The organism is Exiguobacterium sp. E17S, assembly GCF_057772545.1.
Genome location: NZ_JBYLRU010000002.1, coordinates 117,474 through 133,339 on the forward strand (window position 1 = coordinate 117,474; position 15,866 = coordinate 133,339).

Below are 15,866 nucleotides of genomic sequence, written 5' to 3' on the forward strand. Positions count from 1 at the left end.
GTCAGACATCGTACGAATGTACAACTGATAAACAACTAATAGATAGAGGGGTACTTCATGAAATATCTTATCGCACTACTCGGACTGGCTATCGTTTTCGGCTTGGCACTCCTTGTCAGCAGCAATCGTAAAGGCATCAAATTGAAACCGCTTGCGGTCATGCTAGTTCTTCAGCTCGTACTTGGGTTCATTTTACTCAATACATCGTTCGGATATATCGTCATTCGTGGCGTCGCGAAAGTCTTTGAAAAACTGCTTAGTTATGCGGCTATCGGAATTGATTTCGTCTTCGGTGGTTTAGCGAACGAAGGCGCACAACCATTCTTCATCAATGTCTTGTTACCGATCGTCTTCATCTCTGCTTTGATCGGGATTCTACAATTCACGAAGATTTTACCACTCTTAATGCGCGGTATCGGTTTCGTCCTATCAAAAGTCAACGGTATGGGACGTCTTGAGTCTTACAACGCGGTTGCTTCAGCTGCGATCGGACAATCAGAAGTATTCATCACAGTCAAAAAACAAATCGGTCAATTACCAGCAAACCGCCTCTACACATTGTGTGCGTCAGCGATGTCGACGGTTTCGATGTCAATCGTCGGTGCATACATGACGATGGTAGAACCGAAATATGTCGTTACAGCAATCGTCTTGAACTTGTTCGGTGGTTTCATGATCGTCTCGATCATCAACCCATACACGGTTGATCCGGAAGAAGATATTCTTGAAATCGTCGAAGAAAAACAAACGTTCTTCGAGATGCTCGGTGAATACATCATGGATGGATTCAAAGTCGCAATCATCGTCGGTGCGATGTTGATTGGTTACAACGCCTTGATCGGAATGGTCAACGATATCTTCTTGATGGTTCTAAACATCTCGTTCCAAGAAATCCTCGGATACATCTTTGCACCGTTCGCTTTCATCATGGGTATTCCATGGGCGGAAGCTGTCAGTGCCGGTAGTGTCATGGCAACGAAATTGATCACGAACGAATTCGTTGCGATGTTGAGCCTTCCAGAGTACTCAAAAGAATTCTCGGAACGCACACTCGGAATCGTTTCTGTCTTCTTGATCTCGTTTGCGAACTTCTCGTCAATCGGAATCATCGCTGGTGCGGTTAAAGGATTGAACGACCGCCAAGGAAGCGTTGCAGCTAGTTTTGGTCTGAAGTTACTCTACGGCGCAACACTCGTCAGTGTCTTGACGGCAATCGTCGTCAGCGTCTTGCTGTAATCGTTACACATATGAAAGAGCAATGGATCAGCAGATCCATTGCTCTTTTTGTTTTTCATTCAGTTGATCCATGCGAAGCAATCCCGACACGGACGCGATGATGGGTTCCGTCACGATAAACTTCAAAGGCGAACTGGGCGACGTTTTCCCGGGGAATCGGACCTGTCGGTGCAGTGAAACGTGTCGTCTCGATCAACAGGTCGTCAGCAGCAAGTGCTTTGTCTTCCGTCAATTGTGTTGGGCAGATGACGGTGAAGTCGACGTCTGCATCCTTTAAGGTCAAATAAGCTTTCAAGTGATCCTCTGCTGCAATCGTCGAGCTTCGACGGGACTCACTCGATTGGAAACGATACTTCCCTGGTTCTTCTGACGCATCGAGAATGCCTGCTGTACCAATGAAGACGATCCGTTCAATGCCTGCTTCCTTCATCTTCGTGACGAGATGTGGAATCGCTGTCGAAAGGACCTGCTGTTGATCAGTTCCGAGACAACTGAAGACAGCGGTACTTCCTACGAGTGCTTGTTCGAGATCCTCTGGATTTGTCGCATCTCCTGTCAGGACGTGAAGTCGGTCATGGACGGGTAAGTCCGGTGACGTGGAACGTACGAGTGCAAGAACATCGTAGCCGTCTTCTAATAACCGATCAATCAAAGGTCGACCCGTTCGACCGGTCGCACCAAGTACAGTAACAGTAGTCATAAGTTTTCCTCCTTAGAGATCAAGTAGATGGGAAAAAGAGACGTGCGGTAACGACCGGACGTCTCTTTTTGGTTATTTATCCGCGAACATGACGCCAGCTTGACCGTAATCCGTTTTTTCCATCTCTTCGATGAAGACCGTGATGTTTTCTTTAGGAGCATTCGTCGTTTCCGACACTGCTTCCGTGACTTTTTCAATCAAGGCACGTTTTTGTTCGACTGTACGACCCGATAACATTTTAACCGTAACATATGGCATGACTTCATTTCCCCCTCTAACATGATGACGATACGCCATCAGTATAGCGCATTCGATAGGGGATTCGTCAATTCGAACATCGTTTTCGAAAAAGAAGGGTATAAGGTAGGAGCTATTCTTGTCGGAAGCGAAGGTAGTCATACACATACGGCAGAAAAGGAGAGACATATGGACGCAATCATACGGAAGAAGATTCATACGTTACTGATTTTTGATCGGGCGTTACCGGAAGATACGAATTATCCGTTGTCTGGTGCTAAAGGAATCGAAGTCGCAGATATCGTCTTTGAACAGAACATTCCATTCGGACGACTCGTAACGGATAAAGAACTTGCTCAACTGCTGAATCAAAAAGAAGCAAAGCGATACGGGATGTTGACGTTGCTTGAAGACGATGTACGTTTCAAACCGTTGTTTCAAAATCGAAAACCGACGGCTGACATGGAAGAAGAGGTCGAGGCGAAAGTGCGAGAACTCGCGCATCAGTTACGTGCGATTCGGTCGCGGTGTTCTTCGCTGGAACGTCTCTTTTTGTTCGGTCGTGCGGCGCAAACTCTGTTTGACCGCGCTTTGCTTCATCTCGAAGAGGTCAATCCCCCGGCACATGAGGAAATTGCGTCCATGACGTGTTATCGTCTCCCGACGATTCGCCGAGCATCAGAGGAACAATTACAGTTACTTCGTTACGAGTGACTGGTTGCAGACACCTCGGAATACGGTATGATAGAAGCAACAGGATTAAAAGGGGACAAAACACGATGGAAAAAAAGATTAACTTCAATATCATTTCAGATAACTCTACAGACGGCCACGGAGGATTTGGTGTCGGAACACTCAGTTTAAATAGTATGTCACCAGTCATCATTTCTCCGGAAGACGGTGAAGCTTACATCGATATGGGCGCGATGCACGCGAAAGCAGCCATCGAGAAACGCGTCAAATTCACGACGGATAAAGCCGATACGCCAAACGGTAAATTATACTGGATCGTTTGGGTGACGGTCGGTCGTAAGCCAGAAGGATTCTATTATGGTGGTGTCGCTGCCTGCGATCTGTTAGTCGATGCGGAAGCACGTCGCGGATTTAAGATTCTCGCTGATCACGTCAATAAGATGGATAAATCCCTTAAAGGACGGATCGTCGTCGATCATATGGATGAGCGTTCAAAGGAATTGTTACGTGATTTCTTGCAGACACATAAACCGGAGATGTGGGAAAATGCTGACGCTGCTTTACATGAAGCGTTAGTCTAAACAAAAAGAACGTGTGCCGCGGCACACGTTCTTTTTTCATGGTCGTTTCAGCGTCAAGACGACGAGTTCTGGATGATTGAACAGACGAAACGGAAACAGGCTGTTCCCGAGACCACGACTGACGATCAGTTCCGTCTGCTGTTCCTGATAGCGACCTGCCGTCACCGCTGGAAAGAATCCTTGACCAGGGGCATACAGACCTTCCGTAAACGGCAGGCGGATCTGTCCGCCGTGGGCGTGACCGGATAAGACGAGATCAACGGAACGCTCGGCATACAAGGATTTATATTCCGGACGATGCGCAAGCAAGAGCTGAAACGCATCAGGTGACACGTCTTGCAGTGCTTGATCGAGACTTTGACGAATCCCATCCGGTTCCGATAGCCCTTCACGCCAACGTGTCGTCGTCGGGTCATCGATACCGAGTAACGAAATCGATTGACCTTGGTATTCGATGACGCGCGATTCGTTCCGGAGAACGGTAACACCTAGTTGTTCAAGTTTTGGCAAAATCGTTAGATTGCGTCGAACCTCATGATTCCCGGTGACGAAGTAGACCGGGTATCGAGCAACGAGCGCTTTCATGAGTATAAGAGCAGTTTCTTCACCGTTTCGTCTTGAGTCAATCAAATCGCCAGTCATCACAACGAGATCCGGCTTTTCGCGATAAATCTTTTTCAGTAGTCGTTTTTGTTCATTCCCGAACGCCTTGCCATGTAAATCTGCGATCTGAACGACACGATAACCATCAAATGCTTCCGGTAAGCGACTTGACGTCACCGTCATCTGTGAGACATCGATGATGTTATTTTCACGATATAAAAACCAGCTTCCTAAGGCGAGGACGCTGAGGGATACTAACCAGCGTGTACGTTTTCGCATGAGCCACCTCATTTCTTCTACTTAGCATAATTCAGGATAACAAAAAAGACCTCCTTCCGTATGCGACGGAAGGAGGAATTCAAAATGATTTAGGCATCTTGTTTTAAGTCTGTGACTTCTTTTTGCGCATCGGGTTCTTCTGATAAATCTTTGAACAGTGCAATGACCATCATCCCGACGACAAAGATGAACGGGAAGGCGGCTAGAACAGCTGCTGCCTGTAGGGCACTCAATCCTCCGGCATACAGTAAGACGGCGGCGATTGAAGACTGGATGATACCCCAAGCAAGCTTGATGCGTAAGCTTGGCATCAGACTACCACCAGACGATAGCATACCGAGAACATATGTCGCGGAGTCAGCTGAAGTGATGAAGAACGTCGTGATCAAGAAGACGGCAACGATACTGAGGAACGTTCCTAAGCCACCGAATGTCTCGAACAATGCAAACATTCCAGTTTCAACCCCTTTATCGTTGACAGTCGAGATTAGGTCGACGTTTTGGAACAGTTCGTTCCAAATCGCTGAACCACCGAAGACTGAGAACCAAAGGAGACCAAAAATCGTTGGAACGAGCATAATGCCGATGACGAACTCACGAATCGTCCGTCCTTTCGAGACACGGGCGATGAACGTTCCGACGAATGGTGACCAGGAAATCCACCATGCCCAGTAGAAGATCGTCCAACCGTTGATCCACTCACGTTCATCTGGGTTGAAGGCAGATGCACGGAAACTCATGACCGGTAAGTTTTGCAAATAAGCACCTGTTGTTTGCACGAAGAGGTCCATGATGAAACTGAACGGTCCGAGGAACAGGACGCCGATCATCAACAGAACGGCGAGGACAATGTTGGCGTTACTGAGACGAACGATTCCTTTATCGAGTCCGGATGCCGCACTCATCATGTAAAGGACAGACACAACGACAATGATGATCATTTGTGTCAGGAAGGAGTTGGGAATACTACTCGTTAGGAAGTTCAATCCACCTGAGATTTGTTGTGCACCGAGACCGAGCGACGTCGCGACACCAAATGCCGTTGCGACGATGGCGAGTACTTCGACGGTACCTTTACCGGCAGAAGCATACCGAGGCTTCATCAATGAAGCGACCGTGTCACCAATCGTAGCTGGACGTCCTTTTCGGAATGTCGAGTAAGCGATCGCAAGCGCGACGATCGCGTATAATGCCCAAGGATGTAATCCCCAGTGGAAGAATGAATAGCGCATCGCGAGGCGTGCTGCTTCCGTTGGATCATCTGTTGCGACTGGCGGTGTATGGAAGTGCGTCAATGGCTCTGAGACACCCCAGAAGACAAGACCGATTCCCATACCAGCACTGAAGAGCATCGCAAACCAAGAAATGAGACCATATTCAGGGCGGTCCGAATCCTTACCGAGTCGGATGGAACCGAAGCGGGAAAAGATTAAAAAGATAGCAATGATTAAAAAGGCACTCATGCCGAGAAGATAAAGCCAGCCAAATCCGTTAGAAACAAAGGATTGTGCTTTAGCTGTGACATTTCCGAGACTAGCTGCACCGATTAGGGATTCCGGTAAGATTCCCCATATGGTAAAGAGCACACAGAAAATGACGGATACCATAAAGACTTTTGTGATCTTACTTTTTCGATTATTTTCCATCGTGTTCAACACCTTCTTTCGAATTTTACATAGTTGTTCTGTATCAAATGATGGCAACGACATTATCATTACCCCGTCGATCCGATAACAAAACCTAATCACGCAGGGTACTACCGTAACAAACATTTGTGTGGAAAAGCAAATCGACCGGGAAATGAGAACAAAGAGATCAATGTTTTTCATGGAAGGGTAAGCAAAAAAGATTGCAATCAAGCGTTTTTAAAATAATGTGGAAATAAAGAAAAAGAAAACGTTAATACTATTATTTCCCGTTTCGTCTTAAAACTAACGTAAAGCTTGATGTGAGCAAATCAGAGGCGGTCGGAAATCAGATTTGATATAACAAAAGCAGTCATCATTTTGAAGGAGGAATTTCCCATGGAAAAACAACAACAAAAACAAGCGATTCTTGAAGCGTTTCAATTCCGTCACGCCACAAAGGCATTTAATGGTCAAATGATCCCAGAAGACGATTTTCGGTTCATTTTAGAAACGGCGCGTCTGTCACCGAGCTCGTTCGGATATGAGCCATGGAATATGCTCGTCATTCAAAATCCAGAAATCCGAGACGCATTAAAACAAATCTCTTGGGGCGCACAAGGACAATTGCCGACAGCGAGTCACTTCATCTTATTCCTCGCCCGGACAGGAGAGCAAATGCAGGCAGATGGTCCACATGTCACGCAGATGATGGATTTCCTTGGTCTATCTGAAGAAGCAAAAGCCGGACGGACGAAGCGTTACGGTCTGTTTTTAGAGGAGGACTTTGCGATTGGTGATAACCCGAAAGCGATGGAAGACTGGGCAGCAAAACAAGCCTATATTGCACTCGGAAACATGATGTCGACGGCAGCACAAATCGGAATCGATTCATGCCCAATCGAAGGATTCGACCAGCAAGCCGTCGAGCAATTACTCGTCGATCGTGGACTGCTCGATCGCTCTGTTTTCACGGTGCCGGTCATGGTCGCATTCGGTTACCGGGCAGACGAACCAAAACGTGAGAAGCAACGTCGTCCGCTTGATGAAATCGTGACGTTCATCGAGTAAAGACGGAAGACAAAAATTTTCGAATTATATAGAAGTTTCTTTCGAAATTCGGTATACTCGCATTTGTATGATTAAGAAGCGCCGTAAACGCCACTCGCATACGAACAACTTTTGTCTTGATGAAAGAAAGGGGTTCTATCGCAAATGGAACAAAAATTAAAGTTATGGTTCACGGAACACCAAACGGAAGATTACGGTATCACATTCCGTGTCAACCACGTTTATGAGAGCGAACAAACGGAGTTTCAACGCCTAGAGATGGTTGAAACGGACGAGTTCGGTACGATGTTGTTACTTGACGGAATGGTCATGACGACAGATAAGGACGAGTTCGTTTACCACGAGATGGTCGCGCACGTCCCATTGTTCACACACCCGAATCCAAAATCGGTTCTGGTCGTTGGTGGAGGAGACGGCGGAGTCATCCGTGAAGTCTTGAAACACCCGTCCGTCGAAAAAGCTGTTTTGGTTGAAATCGACGGAAAAGTCATCGAGTATTCGAAAAAATACCTCCCGAACATTGCAGGTGGATTGGATGATGCACGCGTCGAAGTCATCGTTGGGGATGGATTCATGCATATCGCAGAAGCAGAAAACGAGTATGATGTCATCATGGTCGACTCGACAGAACCAGTTGGTCCAGCGGTCAACTTGTTTACGAAAGGCTTCTACTCTGGTATTTCAAAAGCATTGAAAGAAGACGGCATTTTCGTCGCACAATCGGATAACCCATGGTTCACACCAGACTTGATCCGTGATGTTCAACGCGACGTCAAAGAAATCTTCCCGATCACGAAGCTCTACATCGCTAACGTTCCGACATACCCAAGTGGTCTTTGGACATTCACGATCGGATCAAAGAAACACGATCCGCTTGCTGTTGCAGCAGAGCGTTTCCACGAGATTGACACGAAGTATTATACGCCTGAGCTTCACACGGCAGCTTTCGCGCTACCGAAGTTCGTTAAAGATTTGACGAACGGCTGAGCTCAGTCACTATAGCACACATGAACAGAGCGGTTTCGATCTTCGAAATCGCTCTGTTGTCAGGTAAACAGGCGTTTGCATCAGCAAGCGGCAAATGAACAGGGGGAATGGATCATGCGTTTTGATGAAGCATATTCAGGAAAAGTCTTTATCGCGAGTCAACCGACTCACGAAGATGCAAAAGGAATTTTGTACGGCATGCCGATGGACTGGACGGTCAGTTTCCGTCCGGGTTCACGATTCGGTCCGGCACGTATCCGTGAAGTCTCACTTGGTTTAGAAGAATATAGCCCGTACTTAGATGGTGACATCGCTGACGCAAAATTGTTTGACGCGGGAGATATCCCGTTACCATTCGGGAATGCTCAAAAATCACTTGATATGATTGAAGAATACGTCGATTCGTTACTGACAGCAGGCAAGTTCCCGCTCGGTATGGGCGGCGAACATTTAGTCACATGGCCCGTCGTCAAAGCGTTCGATAAACACTATGATGATTTCGTCGTGCTTCATTTTGATGCGCATACGGATTTACGCGATGAGTATGAAGGAGAGCCATTGTCGCACTCGACACCACTCAAGAAGATTGCGAACTTGATCGGACCAGAGAACTGTTATTCATTCGGAATTCGTTCAGGGATGAAAGAAGAGTTCGAATGGGCGAAGACGTCAGGCTACAACCTCTTCAAATACGAGATCGTCGAGCCGCTTCGTCAAGTTCTTCCAACACTTGCCGGTAAAAAAGTCTACGTCACGATCGATATCGATGTTCTCGATCCGTCAGCAGCACCAGGAACAGGGACGCAAGAAATCGGTGGAGTGACAACGAAGGAATTACTTGAAGTCGTTCATATGATCGCACGAGCAGACGTTGACGTCATCGGCGCGGATTTGGTAGAAGTATGCCCAGCGTACGATCAATCCGATATGACAGCGATCGCGGCAGCAAAAGTATTACGCGAAATGATGATTGGATTCATTAAATGAAAAAGCAAAAGAGACCGGACGTGATGTCGGTCTCTTTTGTTTTGCTCAGAAGAAGAACTGAATGACCCCGAATGCACCGAATCCGATGATTAGACTGGCAGACGTCCACTGAATGATACGTAAAGTGGGTATCGCAAGCTGGTGCTTGAGCAGGTGCGTGATGTTCGCTAGAATGACCCACCAGGCGGCAGAACCGAGAAAAATACCGATTAGAAACAAAAACGCATCCTGTCCGTTCGTCATCGTTAACTCAAAACGTGCAAACAACGCCAGGAACAGTGTGATCGTCATCGGATTTAAAAACGTCAGGAGTAAGACGGACAGATAGGCACTTAACCGTGACGTGGCCGTATCAGAAATCGAGGCGTTCGAAGAAGCTTGAAACATCGACCAGCCGATGTAACACAAAAATAGACTGCCAATCAATTGCATCCAAGATGCTTGGGTGAGTAAAGATTGCACGAGTGAAAAACCAGATAACGCGAGTATCCCGTAAGTGAAGTCTGCCGTAGCGGCTCCGAGTCCGGAAACGATGCCAGAAACTCTTCCATGTCGAAGAGTTCGTTGCATGCATAAGAGGCCGATCGGACCGACGGGGGCGGCTAAGGCAAAACCGATACCAAAACCAGTCGTAAACATCAGTCGACCTCGGGTAACGGAAAATGAAGCGATTCCTTTTCCGTACGCATGATGATCGTCGTTTTTGTCCGCAGGATACCTGGTAGCCCTTTAATCTGGTAGGTGATGATTTCATCAAGCTGTTCCGTGTCCCGACAGCGTATTTTGAGTAAATAGTCATCGTCCCCGGCGACGTGATGGCATTCCAGTACATGCTCAAGTTCTTGAACTCGTTTTAGAAATGGCGCCCGATGTTCCGGTCGCTCGAGTGAAACAGCGACGAATGCAGCAAGGCGATAGTCAAAGGAGGAAGGGTCTAGCACCGTCGTCAACTGACAGATGATACCTTGCTCTTGTAAGCGGGCGACACGTTCTGCAACAGCCGGTGCCGACAAGCCGATGTGCTGTGCAAGTGTTGACCATTTCATCCGGGCATCTTGTCTTAATAAATAGATAATATTTAAATCGTAAGAATCTATCATAATCAACCTTCTTTTCAACGGATTTACTACATATTTTATTTTGAAAATAAAGATAAAGTCAATGTGTTTTCAAAACAAGTTCATAGCACACTGAAATCTTTACACATATACGGAAGTATCTTAAGTTTAAGATGTCACCACGAAGGAAATGTTCAGAAGTGTAAGAACATTGGTTTGAGAGCGATGTACATTTGACAATCAGAAAGGTGGAAAAAAGATGAAGAAACTCTTATCGTTTGTGACCGCTACGTTACTGTTTGCACTATTCGTGCTACCAGTAGGCGCAGCAGATGACGCAATGGTTCGTGTCATTCATGCTTCACCAGATGCTCCGGCAGTCGATATCGCGGTCGATGGCAAAAAAGCGGTATCAGGAGCAAAATTCAAAGATGTCACAGATTACCTCACACTACCAGCGGGCGAACATAAAGTAGAAGTATTCGCTGCAGGAACAACAAAAGATCCTGTGCTCTCTCAAACACTCAACGTAGAAGCTGGTAAATTCTATTCGGTCGCAGCAATCGGCAAACTAGCTGATATCAAACTTGCGGTCATGGAAGACAACGGTAAAGGCGAAGATGGAAAATCAATGGTTCGTGTCGCACACTTTGCACCAGATGCACCAGCTGTTGATGTCGCACCAAAAGGTGGAGACCCACTCTTCAGTAACCTTGAATTCTCGAAAGTCTCTGACTACGGTACACTCGATGCAGGTACGTATGACCTTGAAGTCCGTCCTGCAGGCGCAACGGATGTCGTCAAAGCACTGGATGGCGTCAAACTCGACAGTGGCAAAAACTATACAGCACTCGCAATCGGCTTACTTGAAGGCGAACCGGCATTTGAAGTCCTCTTGATCCCAGACGGTGGTGAAATGGCATCAATGCCAGAAACAGGACTTGGTGGTTCATCTGATACGGCTTCTGCTACACCATGGGCAGTCGCAGCAGCAGCTGCCTTGTTAGTAGGAACAGCGTATGTCGTCCGTCGTAAACAAAACGCTTAAGAGTAGTCTTCTTCTCTTACTCGTATTAGCCGGATGTCAATCGGGGTCACCTCCAGATGCTACAAAGCCGGAAAAACCAAAACAAACCGAAACAACGACGTCTTCTTCGTCCACGCCATCCGAAAAGGTGGATGAAGAGGCGTTCATACCAACGCGTATTACAATTCCGACGCTCGATGTGAAAGCGAACATCGAAGTCGTCGGGAAGGATAAACAAGGACGGATGGATGTTCCGAAACAGACCGATCAGGTCGCTTGGTACAAGTACGGAGCAAAAGCCGGACAAACCGGGAATGTCGTGCTAGCCGGACATTTGGATGATCAAGAAGGTCCCGCTGTTTTTTATGATTTAGCCAAGATGAAAAAAGGGCAACGGATTGAAGTGACGGGAAAAGCAGGACAACAGGTATCGTACGTGGTGACGAACGTCATGTCCTATCCTGTCGATGAAGCACCTGTCGGATCAATCTTCGGTGCGACCGTCATGAATAAACTGACGCTCATTTCATGTATAGGTACGTTTTCAGAATCAAAAGGATACGATCAGCGTCTTGTCGTCACAGCAGAACAAGACGAGTAAAGTAAAATAGGCAATTCTTATTTCGATTAAAACCGAGAATAAGAATTGCCTATTTTTTAATGTGTTTCGGAAGCAGCGACAAGATCCGTCGTCAATGTCGTCAAGCCTTGTGTCGTCTTACTGAGACCTTGGATCGTCTCGACGATTTGCCCGAGGTTTTCTTTGTTGCGTCCAAACAAGGTGAGGGAATTCTCCATTTCACTCTTAACGGTTTGAATTCCTTGTTTAACTTGTTGCAATTCTTGCTGAGATGCAGTGTTAGCGCGTGTGATGTCTTCCATCTGAGAAACGAGTTGTGTGATATTACCATTGTTCTTTTGAATCAGACCATTGATACTGCTACTCAACGATTTCGCATTCTCGGCAAGGTTTCGAACTTCGGTCGCGACGACAGCAAATCCTTTACCGTGTTCACCGGCACGTGCTGCTTCAATCGAAGCATTCAACGCGAGTAAGTTCGTCTGATTGGCGATTGCTTCGATGCTTTGCGTCATCTGGACGATGTCATCCGACGTTGTCTTCAATTCATGGATGCTTTCAAGCGAAGTACCGACTTGTTGTGTCGATTGAGCGAATTGTTGCTCCATCTGTTGCATCTGTCGTTCGTTGGCAATCGTCATTTGGACGAGTTGCTGACTCGTCTGCTCTGTCTGAGCTGTTTCTGCTAATACTTGTGAGGCACGACGGCTCGTCTCAATGATGGCATGATCCGTGTGCTCGACGGAACTTGCAACTTCTTGACTGACACGAACGACGTCTGTCAAAAGTTGACGACGCGACTCGTTCGCTGCTGTCACTTCATGAAGACGAGAATCGACATACTGGCTCGTCACGATTTGAGCATCTAAGTTCATCGCATGTGTCAAGGCGAGTACGGCTGTCGTCAGTTGCGCTGGGTCATGCTGATAATGTTCAACGATTTTTGGAATCAACAACGTCTGAAACGCAGCATACGAGGCGATGAACCAAGTGACAGGAACGAAGTTATGTTTATGCGTCTGTCCCATTCGCGTCCGCATCGCGAGGAATGACTCGTCCATGTTTCCTGTCAGTAGACTCGTGAAGTAGTCGGCGAAGACTTTTTTCAGTCGTTCGCGTGTCGATGATTGTTTCGCGATCGTTGCCATCTCTGGATTCAATAATAGATGGTCAAGCACTTGCTCGAGGACTTCATCTAAAATGCCTTGAACGACAGGTGCCATCGATTTGAGTGTCTGTAGCTGTTCTTCTGTATATCCCATGTATACGAGACGGGATGTGAGATCAGGATCTGCCGTCTTTGTGATGAGACGGGAATCAGGAAAGCCAATGGTAGCTTGATAAGCCGAAGTAGTCTTACTTTTAAAAGGGTTACGCACGTAGTTGCCTCCAATACTCAAGATGTGAATAAAATGATGTCTGTTTCTTATCGGTTCATCTTGACGAAGCGATACTGATTTTCGAAAAAAAGACGAGAATATTGAAAAACATTGACCGGAAACAAAAAAACTCATGGCAAGTGCCATGAGGAGAATAGAAAAAGAACAGGATTAGACCGGTTGATCTTCCTGAAATGCTTTTTTAGCGTCCACGATCGAGCGCATTCGTTGAACGCAAGCTTGAACGAATTGAATGTCAATGGAGGTGAAACGGGTGACAGGTCCACGAGCTGACTCGGCACTGAATGTGAAGGTTCCGAGATTCCAAAGTTCGATTTTAAATCGTTTTCCTTTGTTGTCGTCGAAGTGTTCTACGAATTCGATTTTCGGTACCATACGAACCCCTCCTTACTCCGTACATTCCCGCTTTTCAAAAAATAAAAAAGCCAAACTGCGTGTTAGAAGCAGTTTGGCATGAAAATTTAAGCAGTCGGTACATCGTAGCCGATTTCTTCGATCGCATCGACGAGACGTTCACGAGGAACATCCTCGTGCTGGACTGTAACCTGGTTTTGTTCCAGTGAGACAGTAGCCTGTTGTACACCTTCGACTTCAGATAGAGCTGATTCGACACTTGCTTTACAGTGATTGCATGTCATACCGATGACAGATAACGTTGTTTCTTTCATGATGAAGTTCCTCCTTCAGATAGTGGGGTACGTTTTAATCGTAACGCATTCGTCACGACAGAGACAGAGCTGAATGCCATCGCGGCACCCGCAAGCCATGGGGCAAGCAGACCGAGAAAAGCGACCGGAATGCCAATCGTATTGTAGCCAAGTGCGAAGACGAGATTTTGACGAATGTTTTTCATCGTCTGCTCACTCAGCTCGATCGCAAGTAAAACTTGTTTTAAGTCGTGTCCAAGCAACGTCACGTCGGCTGCTTCAAGAGCGACATCCGTTCCGCTACCGAGCGCGATGCCGACATCCGCTGTTACGAGAGCAGGGGCATCATTGATACCGTCTCCGACCATCGCGACACGTTTCGTTTGTTGAAGTGACTGAATGACATCTGCCTTTTCAATCGGCAAAACGTCAGCAAAGACGAACGCTGGATCCAGTCCCAGTTCTGTTGCTAAATGATCGGCGACTTCCCGGCGGTCACCGGTCAAGAGATATACTTCTTTTGTCTGGCGCAAACGCTGGATCGTTTCTTTCGCTGAATCTTTTAGCGCGTCACGGATGGCGTATCCGGCCGCGACTTCTCCATCGACAGCGACGTATACGAGAGTCGCTCCAGGTGATGTCCAATCAGGAAGAACGATGTTTCGTTCCTGCATCATTCGCGCCGATCCGACGATGAGATCATATCCCATGATTTGTCCCGTGATCCCACGTCCTGATTCGACGTGGAACCGTTCGATATCAAAGACGACATCCCGTTCTGCTGTGATGGCGCGAGCAAGAGGGTGTTCCGATTGCCGTTCAAGCGCAGCAGCGAAATCGAGCGCTGTCTCCGTACCGAACGTTTCGACGACGACAGGGCGACCGACTGTCAGTGTTCCGGTCTTATCAAAGACGACAGCATCGACATGTTGGAGATTTTCGAGTTGAGCGCCACCTTTAAAGAGAATACCTCGTTCTGCCCCTTTTCCGGTTCCGACCATGATCGAAGTCGGTGTCGCAAGTCCGAGTGCACATGGACAAGCGATGACGAGCACCGCGATGGCAGGACGAATCGCTTCCGCAAAGGATCCACTGATCATCCACCAAGCGGCTAATGTCAGAAGCGCGATGGCGACGACAATCGGCACGAACACACCAGAAATCCGATCGGCTTGTCGTTGAATCGGTGCTTTTTCAGTCTGCGCTTGTTCGACGACACGAATGATTTGTGAAAGAACCGTCGCTTGTCCGATTTTTGTCGCTTCGACTTGTAAAGATCCGTTCGTATTCAGCGTACCACCAATGACGGATGCCCCAACCGTTTTATGAACAGGCGCAGATTCACCGGTTAACATCGATTCATCGAGATACGCGTCGCCTGCACGAATGACACCATCTGTCGGAATTTTGTTCCCAGGTTTTACGAGTAAGATCATCCCGGTTTGAATCGCATCGATGGAGACAGTTCGTTCCTGTCCGTCCTCTAAGATGACGGCTTCCTTTGCTTGTAGGGAGAGCAGACTTTTAATTGCTCCCGTCGTCTGTTGTTTCGCACGGTCTTCAAGGACCTTGCCGAGCAAGACGAGTGTAATCAGAATCGCACTCGTCTCAAAGTAGAGATGCGGCATATCAGAGACGAGTAGCATTTCAGCAACGGAATAAAAGTAAGCTGCCGATGTTCCGAGTGCAACGAGAACGTCCATGTTGGCGCTACCGCTCCGTAAACTTTTATAGGCCCCACTATAGAAGGGCGCTCCGATGATGAATTGAACCGGTGTCGCTAAAGCAAACTGTAGCCACGGATTCATCAAGAATGGAAGGTGGAACGGACTGTTTGGAATATGCGTCAGCATGCTCGCGAGCAACGGTAACGATAGAATGGCCGCGATGATAAAGCGATACAGCATCCGGCGATTCGATTTTGTTGCGTGTGGTGCTTGTTTGACCGTTGCCCCGTAGCCGATTTTTCGGATTTTTTCGATGATTGCTTGATCGTCATAGGCATCAGAAATCGAGACACGAGCGGTTTCAAGCGGCAAGTTGACCGTGGCTTCGACCCCGTCCATCCGGTTGAGGACTTTTTCAATCCGGGCGGAGCAGGCGGCACACGTCATCCCTTCAATATCAAACTCAATTGTTTTTGACATCAGAAACC

At 47.3% G+C, this 15,866-nt stretch carries 18 protein-coding genes; 8 read left to right on the top strand and 10 right to left on the bottom strand.

What is annotated here, in order from left to right; genetic code table 11:
- The first annotated feature begins 57 nt into the window (after positions 1-57).
- Positions 58-1,236: a NupC/NupG family nucleoside CNT transporter gene (locus tag AC3B4V_RS09800; RefSeq protein ID WP_023466789.1), complete on the top strand. Its 1,179-nt coding sequence runs from the start codon at positions 58-60 to the stop codon at positions 1,234-1,236.
- Positions 1,237-1,291: 55 nt separating this feature from the next.
- Here AC3B4V_RS09800 and AC3B4V_RS09805 read toward each other — a convergent pair whose 3' ends face one another.
- The gene (locus AC3B4V_RS09805; RefSeq protein WP_488378292.1) at positions 1,292-1,936 is read right to left on the bottom strand and encodes an NAD(P)-dependent oxidoreductase; all 645 of its coding nucleotides are present in this window, start codon (positions 1,934-1,936) and stop codon (positions 1,292-1,294) included.
- 72 nt (positions 1,937-2,008) lie between these two features.
- Positions 2,009-2,194 carry a 2-hydroxymuconate tautomerase gene (gene thmT / locus AC3B4V_RS09810; RefSeq protein WP_023466792.1) on the bottom strand — a complete coding sequence of 62 codons (186 nt, stop codon included), beginning with the start codon at positions 2,192-2,194 and terminating at the stop codon, positions 2,009-2,011.
- A 168-nt stretch (positions 2,195-2,362) separates the two neighbouring features.
- On the opposite strand from thmT, the gene AC3B4V_RS09815 reads away from it, so the two are divergent.
- Both AC3B4V_RS09815 and AC3B4V_RS09820 read left to right on the top strand, forming a co-directional pair.
- Positions 2,363-2,887: a hypothetical protein gene (locus AC3B4V_RS09815; protein ID WP_488378293.1), complete on the top strand. Its 525-nt coding sequence runs from the start codon at positions 2,363-2,365 to the stop codon at positions 2,885-2,887.
- A gap of 65 nt (positions 2,888-2,952) precedes the next feature.
- A complete protein-coding gene (locus AC3B4V_RS09820) occupies positions 2,953-3,447 on the top strand; it encodes a YwhD family protein (protein WP_023466794.1) in 495 nt (164 codons plus the stop codon).
- Between the two features lie 36 nt (positions 3,448-3,483).
- Here the strand turns inward: AC3B4V_RS09820 and AC3B4V_RS09825 are convergent, their stop codons facing one another.
- Together AC3B4V_RS09825 and AC3B4V_RS09830 are read right to left on the bottom strand one after the other, a co-directional pair.
- Positions 3,484-4,329 carry a metallophosphoesterase gene (locus AC3B4V_RS09825; protein WP_410755799.1) on the bottom strand — a complete coding sequence of 282 codons (846 nt, stop codon included), beginning with the start codon at positions 4,327-4,329 and terminating at the stop codon, positions 3,484-3,486.
- An 89-nt stretch (positions 4,330-4,418) separates the two neighbouring features.
- On the bottom strand, positions 4,419-5,975 hold the full coding sequence (locus tag AC3B4V_RS09830; protein ID WP_410755798.1) for a BCCT family transporter: 1,557 nt from the start codon (positions 5,973-5,975) through the stop codon (positions 4,419-4,421).
- A 378-nt stretch (positions 5,976-6,353) separates the two neighbouring features.
- Here AC3B4V_RS09830 and AC3B4V_RS09835 point away from each other — a divergent pair, with 378 nt between their 5' ends.
- From AC3B4V_RS09835 to speB, 3 genes are all read left to right on the top strand, one after another.
- Positions 6,354-7,025, top strand: a complete 672-nt coding sequence (locus AC3B4V_RS09835; RefSeq protein WP_488378294.1) for an NAD(P)H-dependent oxidoreductase — start codon at positions 6,354-6,356, stop codon at positions 7,023-7,025.
- 144 nt (positions 7,026-7,169) lie between these two features.
- Positions 7,170-8,012 carry a polyamine aminopropyltransferase gene (gene speE, locus AC3B4V_RS09840; RefSeq protein ID WP_149426674.1) on the top strand — a complete coding sequence of 281 codons (843 nt, stop codon included), beginning with the start codon at positions 7,170-7,172 and terminating at the stop codon, positions 8,010-8,012.
- Between the two features lie 114 nt (positions 8,013-8,126).
- Positions 8,127-8,999 carry an agmatinase gene (gene speB / locus AC3B4V_RS09845; RefSeq protein ID WP_023466800.1) on the top strand — a complete coding sequence of 291 codons (873 nt, stop codon included), beginning with the start codon at positions 8,127-8,129 and terminating at the stop codon, positions 8,997-8,999.
- 45 nt (positions 9,000-9,044) lie between these two features.
- Here the strand turns inward: speB and AC3B4V_RS09850 are convergent, their stop codons facing one another.
- Both AC3B4V_RS09850 and AC3B4V_RS09855 read right to left on the bottom strand, forming a co-directional pair.
- Positions 9,045-9,638: a LysE family translocator gene (locus AC3B4V_RS09850; protein ID WP_149426676.1), complete on the bottom strand. Its 594-nt coding sequence runs from the start codon at positions 9,636-9,638 to the stop codon at positions 9,045-9,047.
- On the bottom strand, positions 9,638-10,099 hold the full coding sequence (locus AC3B4V_RS09855; RefSeq protein WP_488378295.1) for an Lrp/AsnC family transcriptional regulator: 462 nt from the start codon (positions 10,097-10,099) through the stop codon (positions 9,638-9,640). Before AC3B4V_RS09855 ends, AC3B4V_RS09850 begins: the two co-directional genes overlap by 1 nt.
- Before the next feature lie 217 nt (positions 10,100-10,316).
- Between AC3B4V_RS09855 and AC3B4V_RS09860 the strand changes: the two genes are divergently transcribed.
- Positions 10,317-11,105, top strand: coding sequence for a DUF4397 domain-containing protein (locus AC3B4V_RS09860; protein WP_023466804.1), 789 nt, complete (start codon positions 10,317-10,319; stop codon positions 11,103-11,105).
- Positions 11,077-11,685, top strand: a complete 609-nt coding sequence (locus tag AC3B4V_RS09865) for a class F sortase (RefSeq protein ID WP_029343216.1) — start codon at positions 11,077-11,079, stop codon at positions 11,683-11,685. The genes AC3B4V_RS09860 and AC3B4V_RS09865 overlap by 29 nt, the downstream gene beginning before the upstream one ends.
- A 56-nt stretch (positions 11,686-11,741) precedes the next feature.
- Here AC3B4V_RS09865 and AC3B4V_RS09870 read toward each other — a convergent pair whose 3' ends face one another.
- The 4 genes from AC3B4V_RS09870 to AC3B4V_RS09885 all read right to left on the bottom strand — a co-directional run bounded on the left by AC3B4V_RS09870 (position 11,742) and on the right by AC3B4V_RS09885 (position 15,858).
- Entirely contained in the window at positions 11,742-13,043 is a 1,302-nt protein-coding gene (locus AC3B4V_RS09870) for a globin-coupled sensor protein (protein ID WP_029343217.1), read from the bottom strand.
- 171 nt (positions 13,044-13,214) lie between these two features.
- Positions 13,215-13,439, bottom strand: a complete 225-nt coding sequence (locus tag AC3B4V_RS09875) for a hypothetical protein (protein ID WP_023466807.1) — start codon at positions 13,437-13,439, stop codon at positions 13,215-13,217.
- An 86-nt stretch (positions 13,440-13,525) separates the two neighbouring features.
- Positions 13,526-13,732: a cation transporter gene (locus tag AC3B4V_RS09880; RefSeq protein ID WP_035399161.1), complete on the bottom strand. Its 207-nt coding sequence runs from the start codon at positions 13,730-13,732 to the stop codon at positions 13,526-13,528.
- Positions 13,729-15,858 carry a heavy metal translocating P-type ATPase gene (locus tag AC3B4V_RS09885; RefSeq protein WP_488378296.1) on the bottom strand — a complete coding sequence of 710 codons (2,130 nt, stop codon included), beginning with the start codon at positions 15,856-15,858 and terminating at the stop codon, positions 13,729-13,731. The genes AC3B4V_RS09880 and AC3B4V_RS09885 overlap by 4 nt, the downstream gene beginning before the upstream one ends.
- Positions 15,859-15,866: the final 8 nt, after the last annotated feature.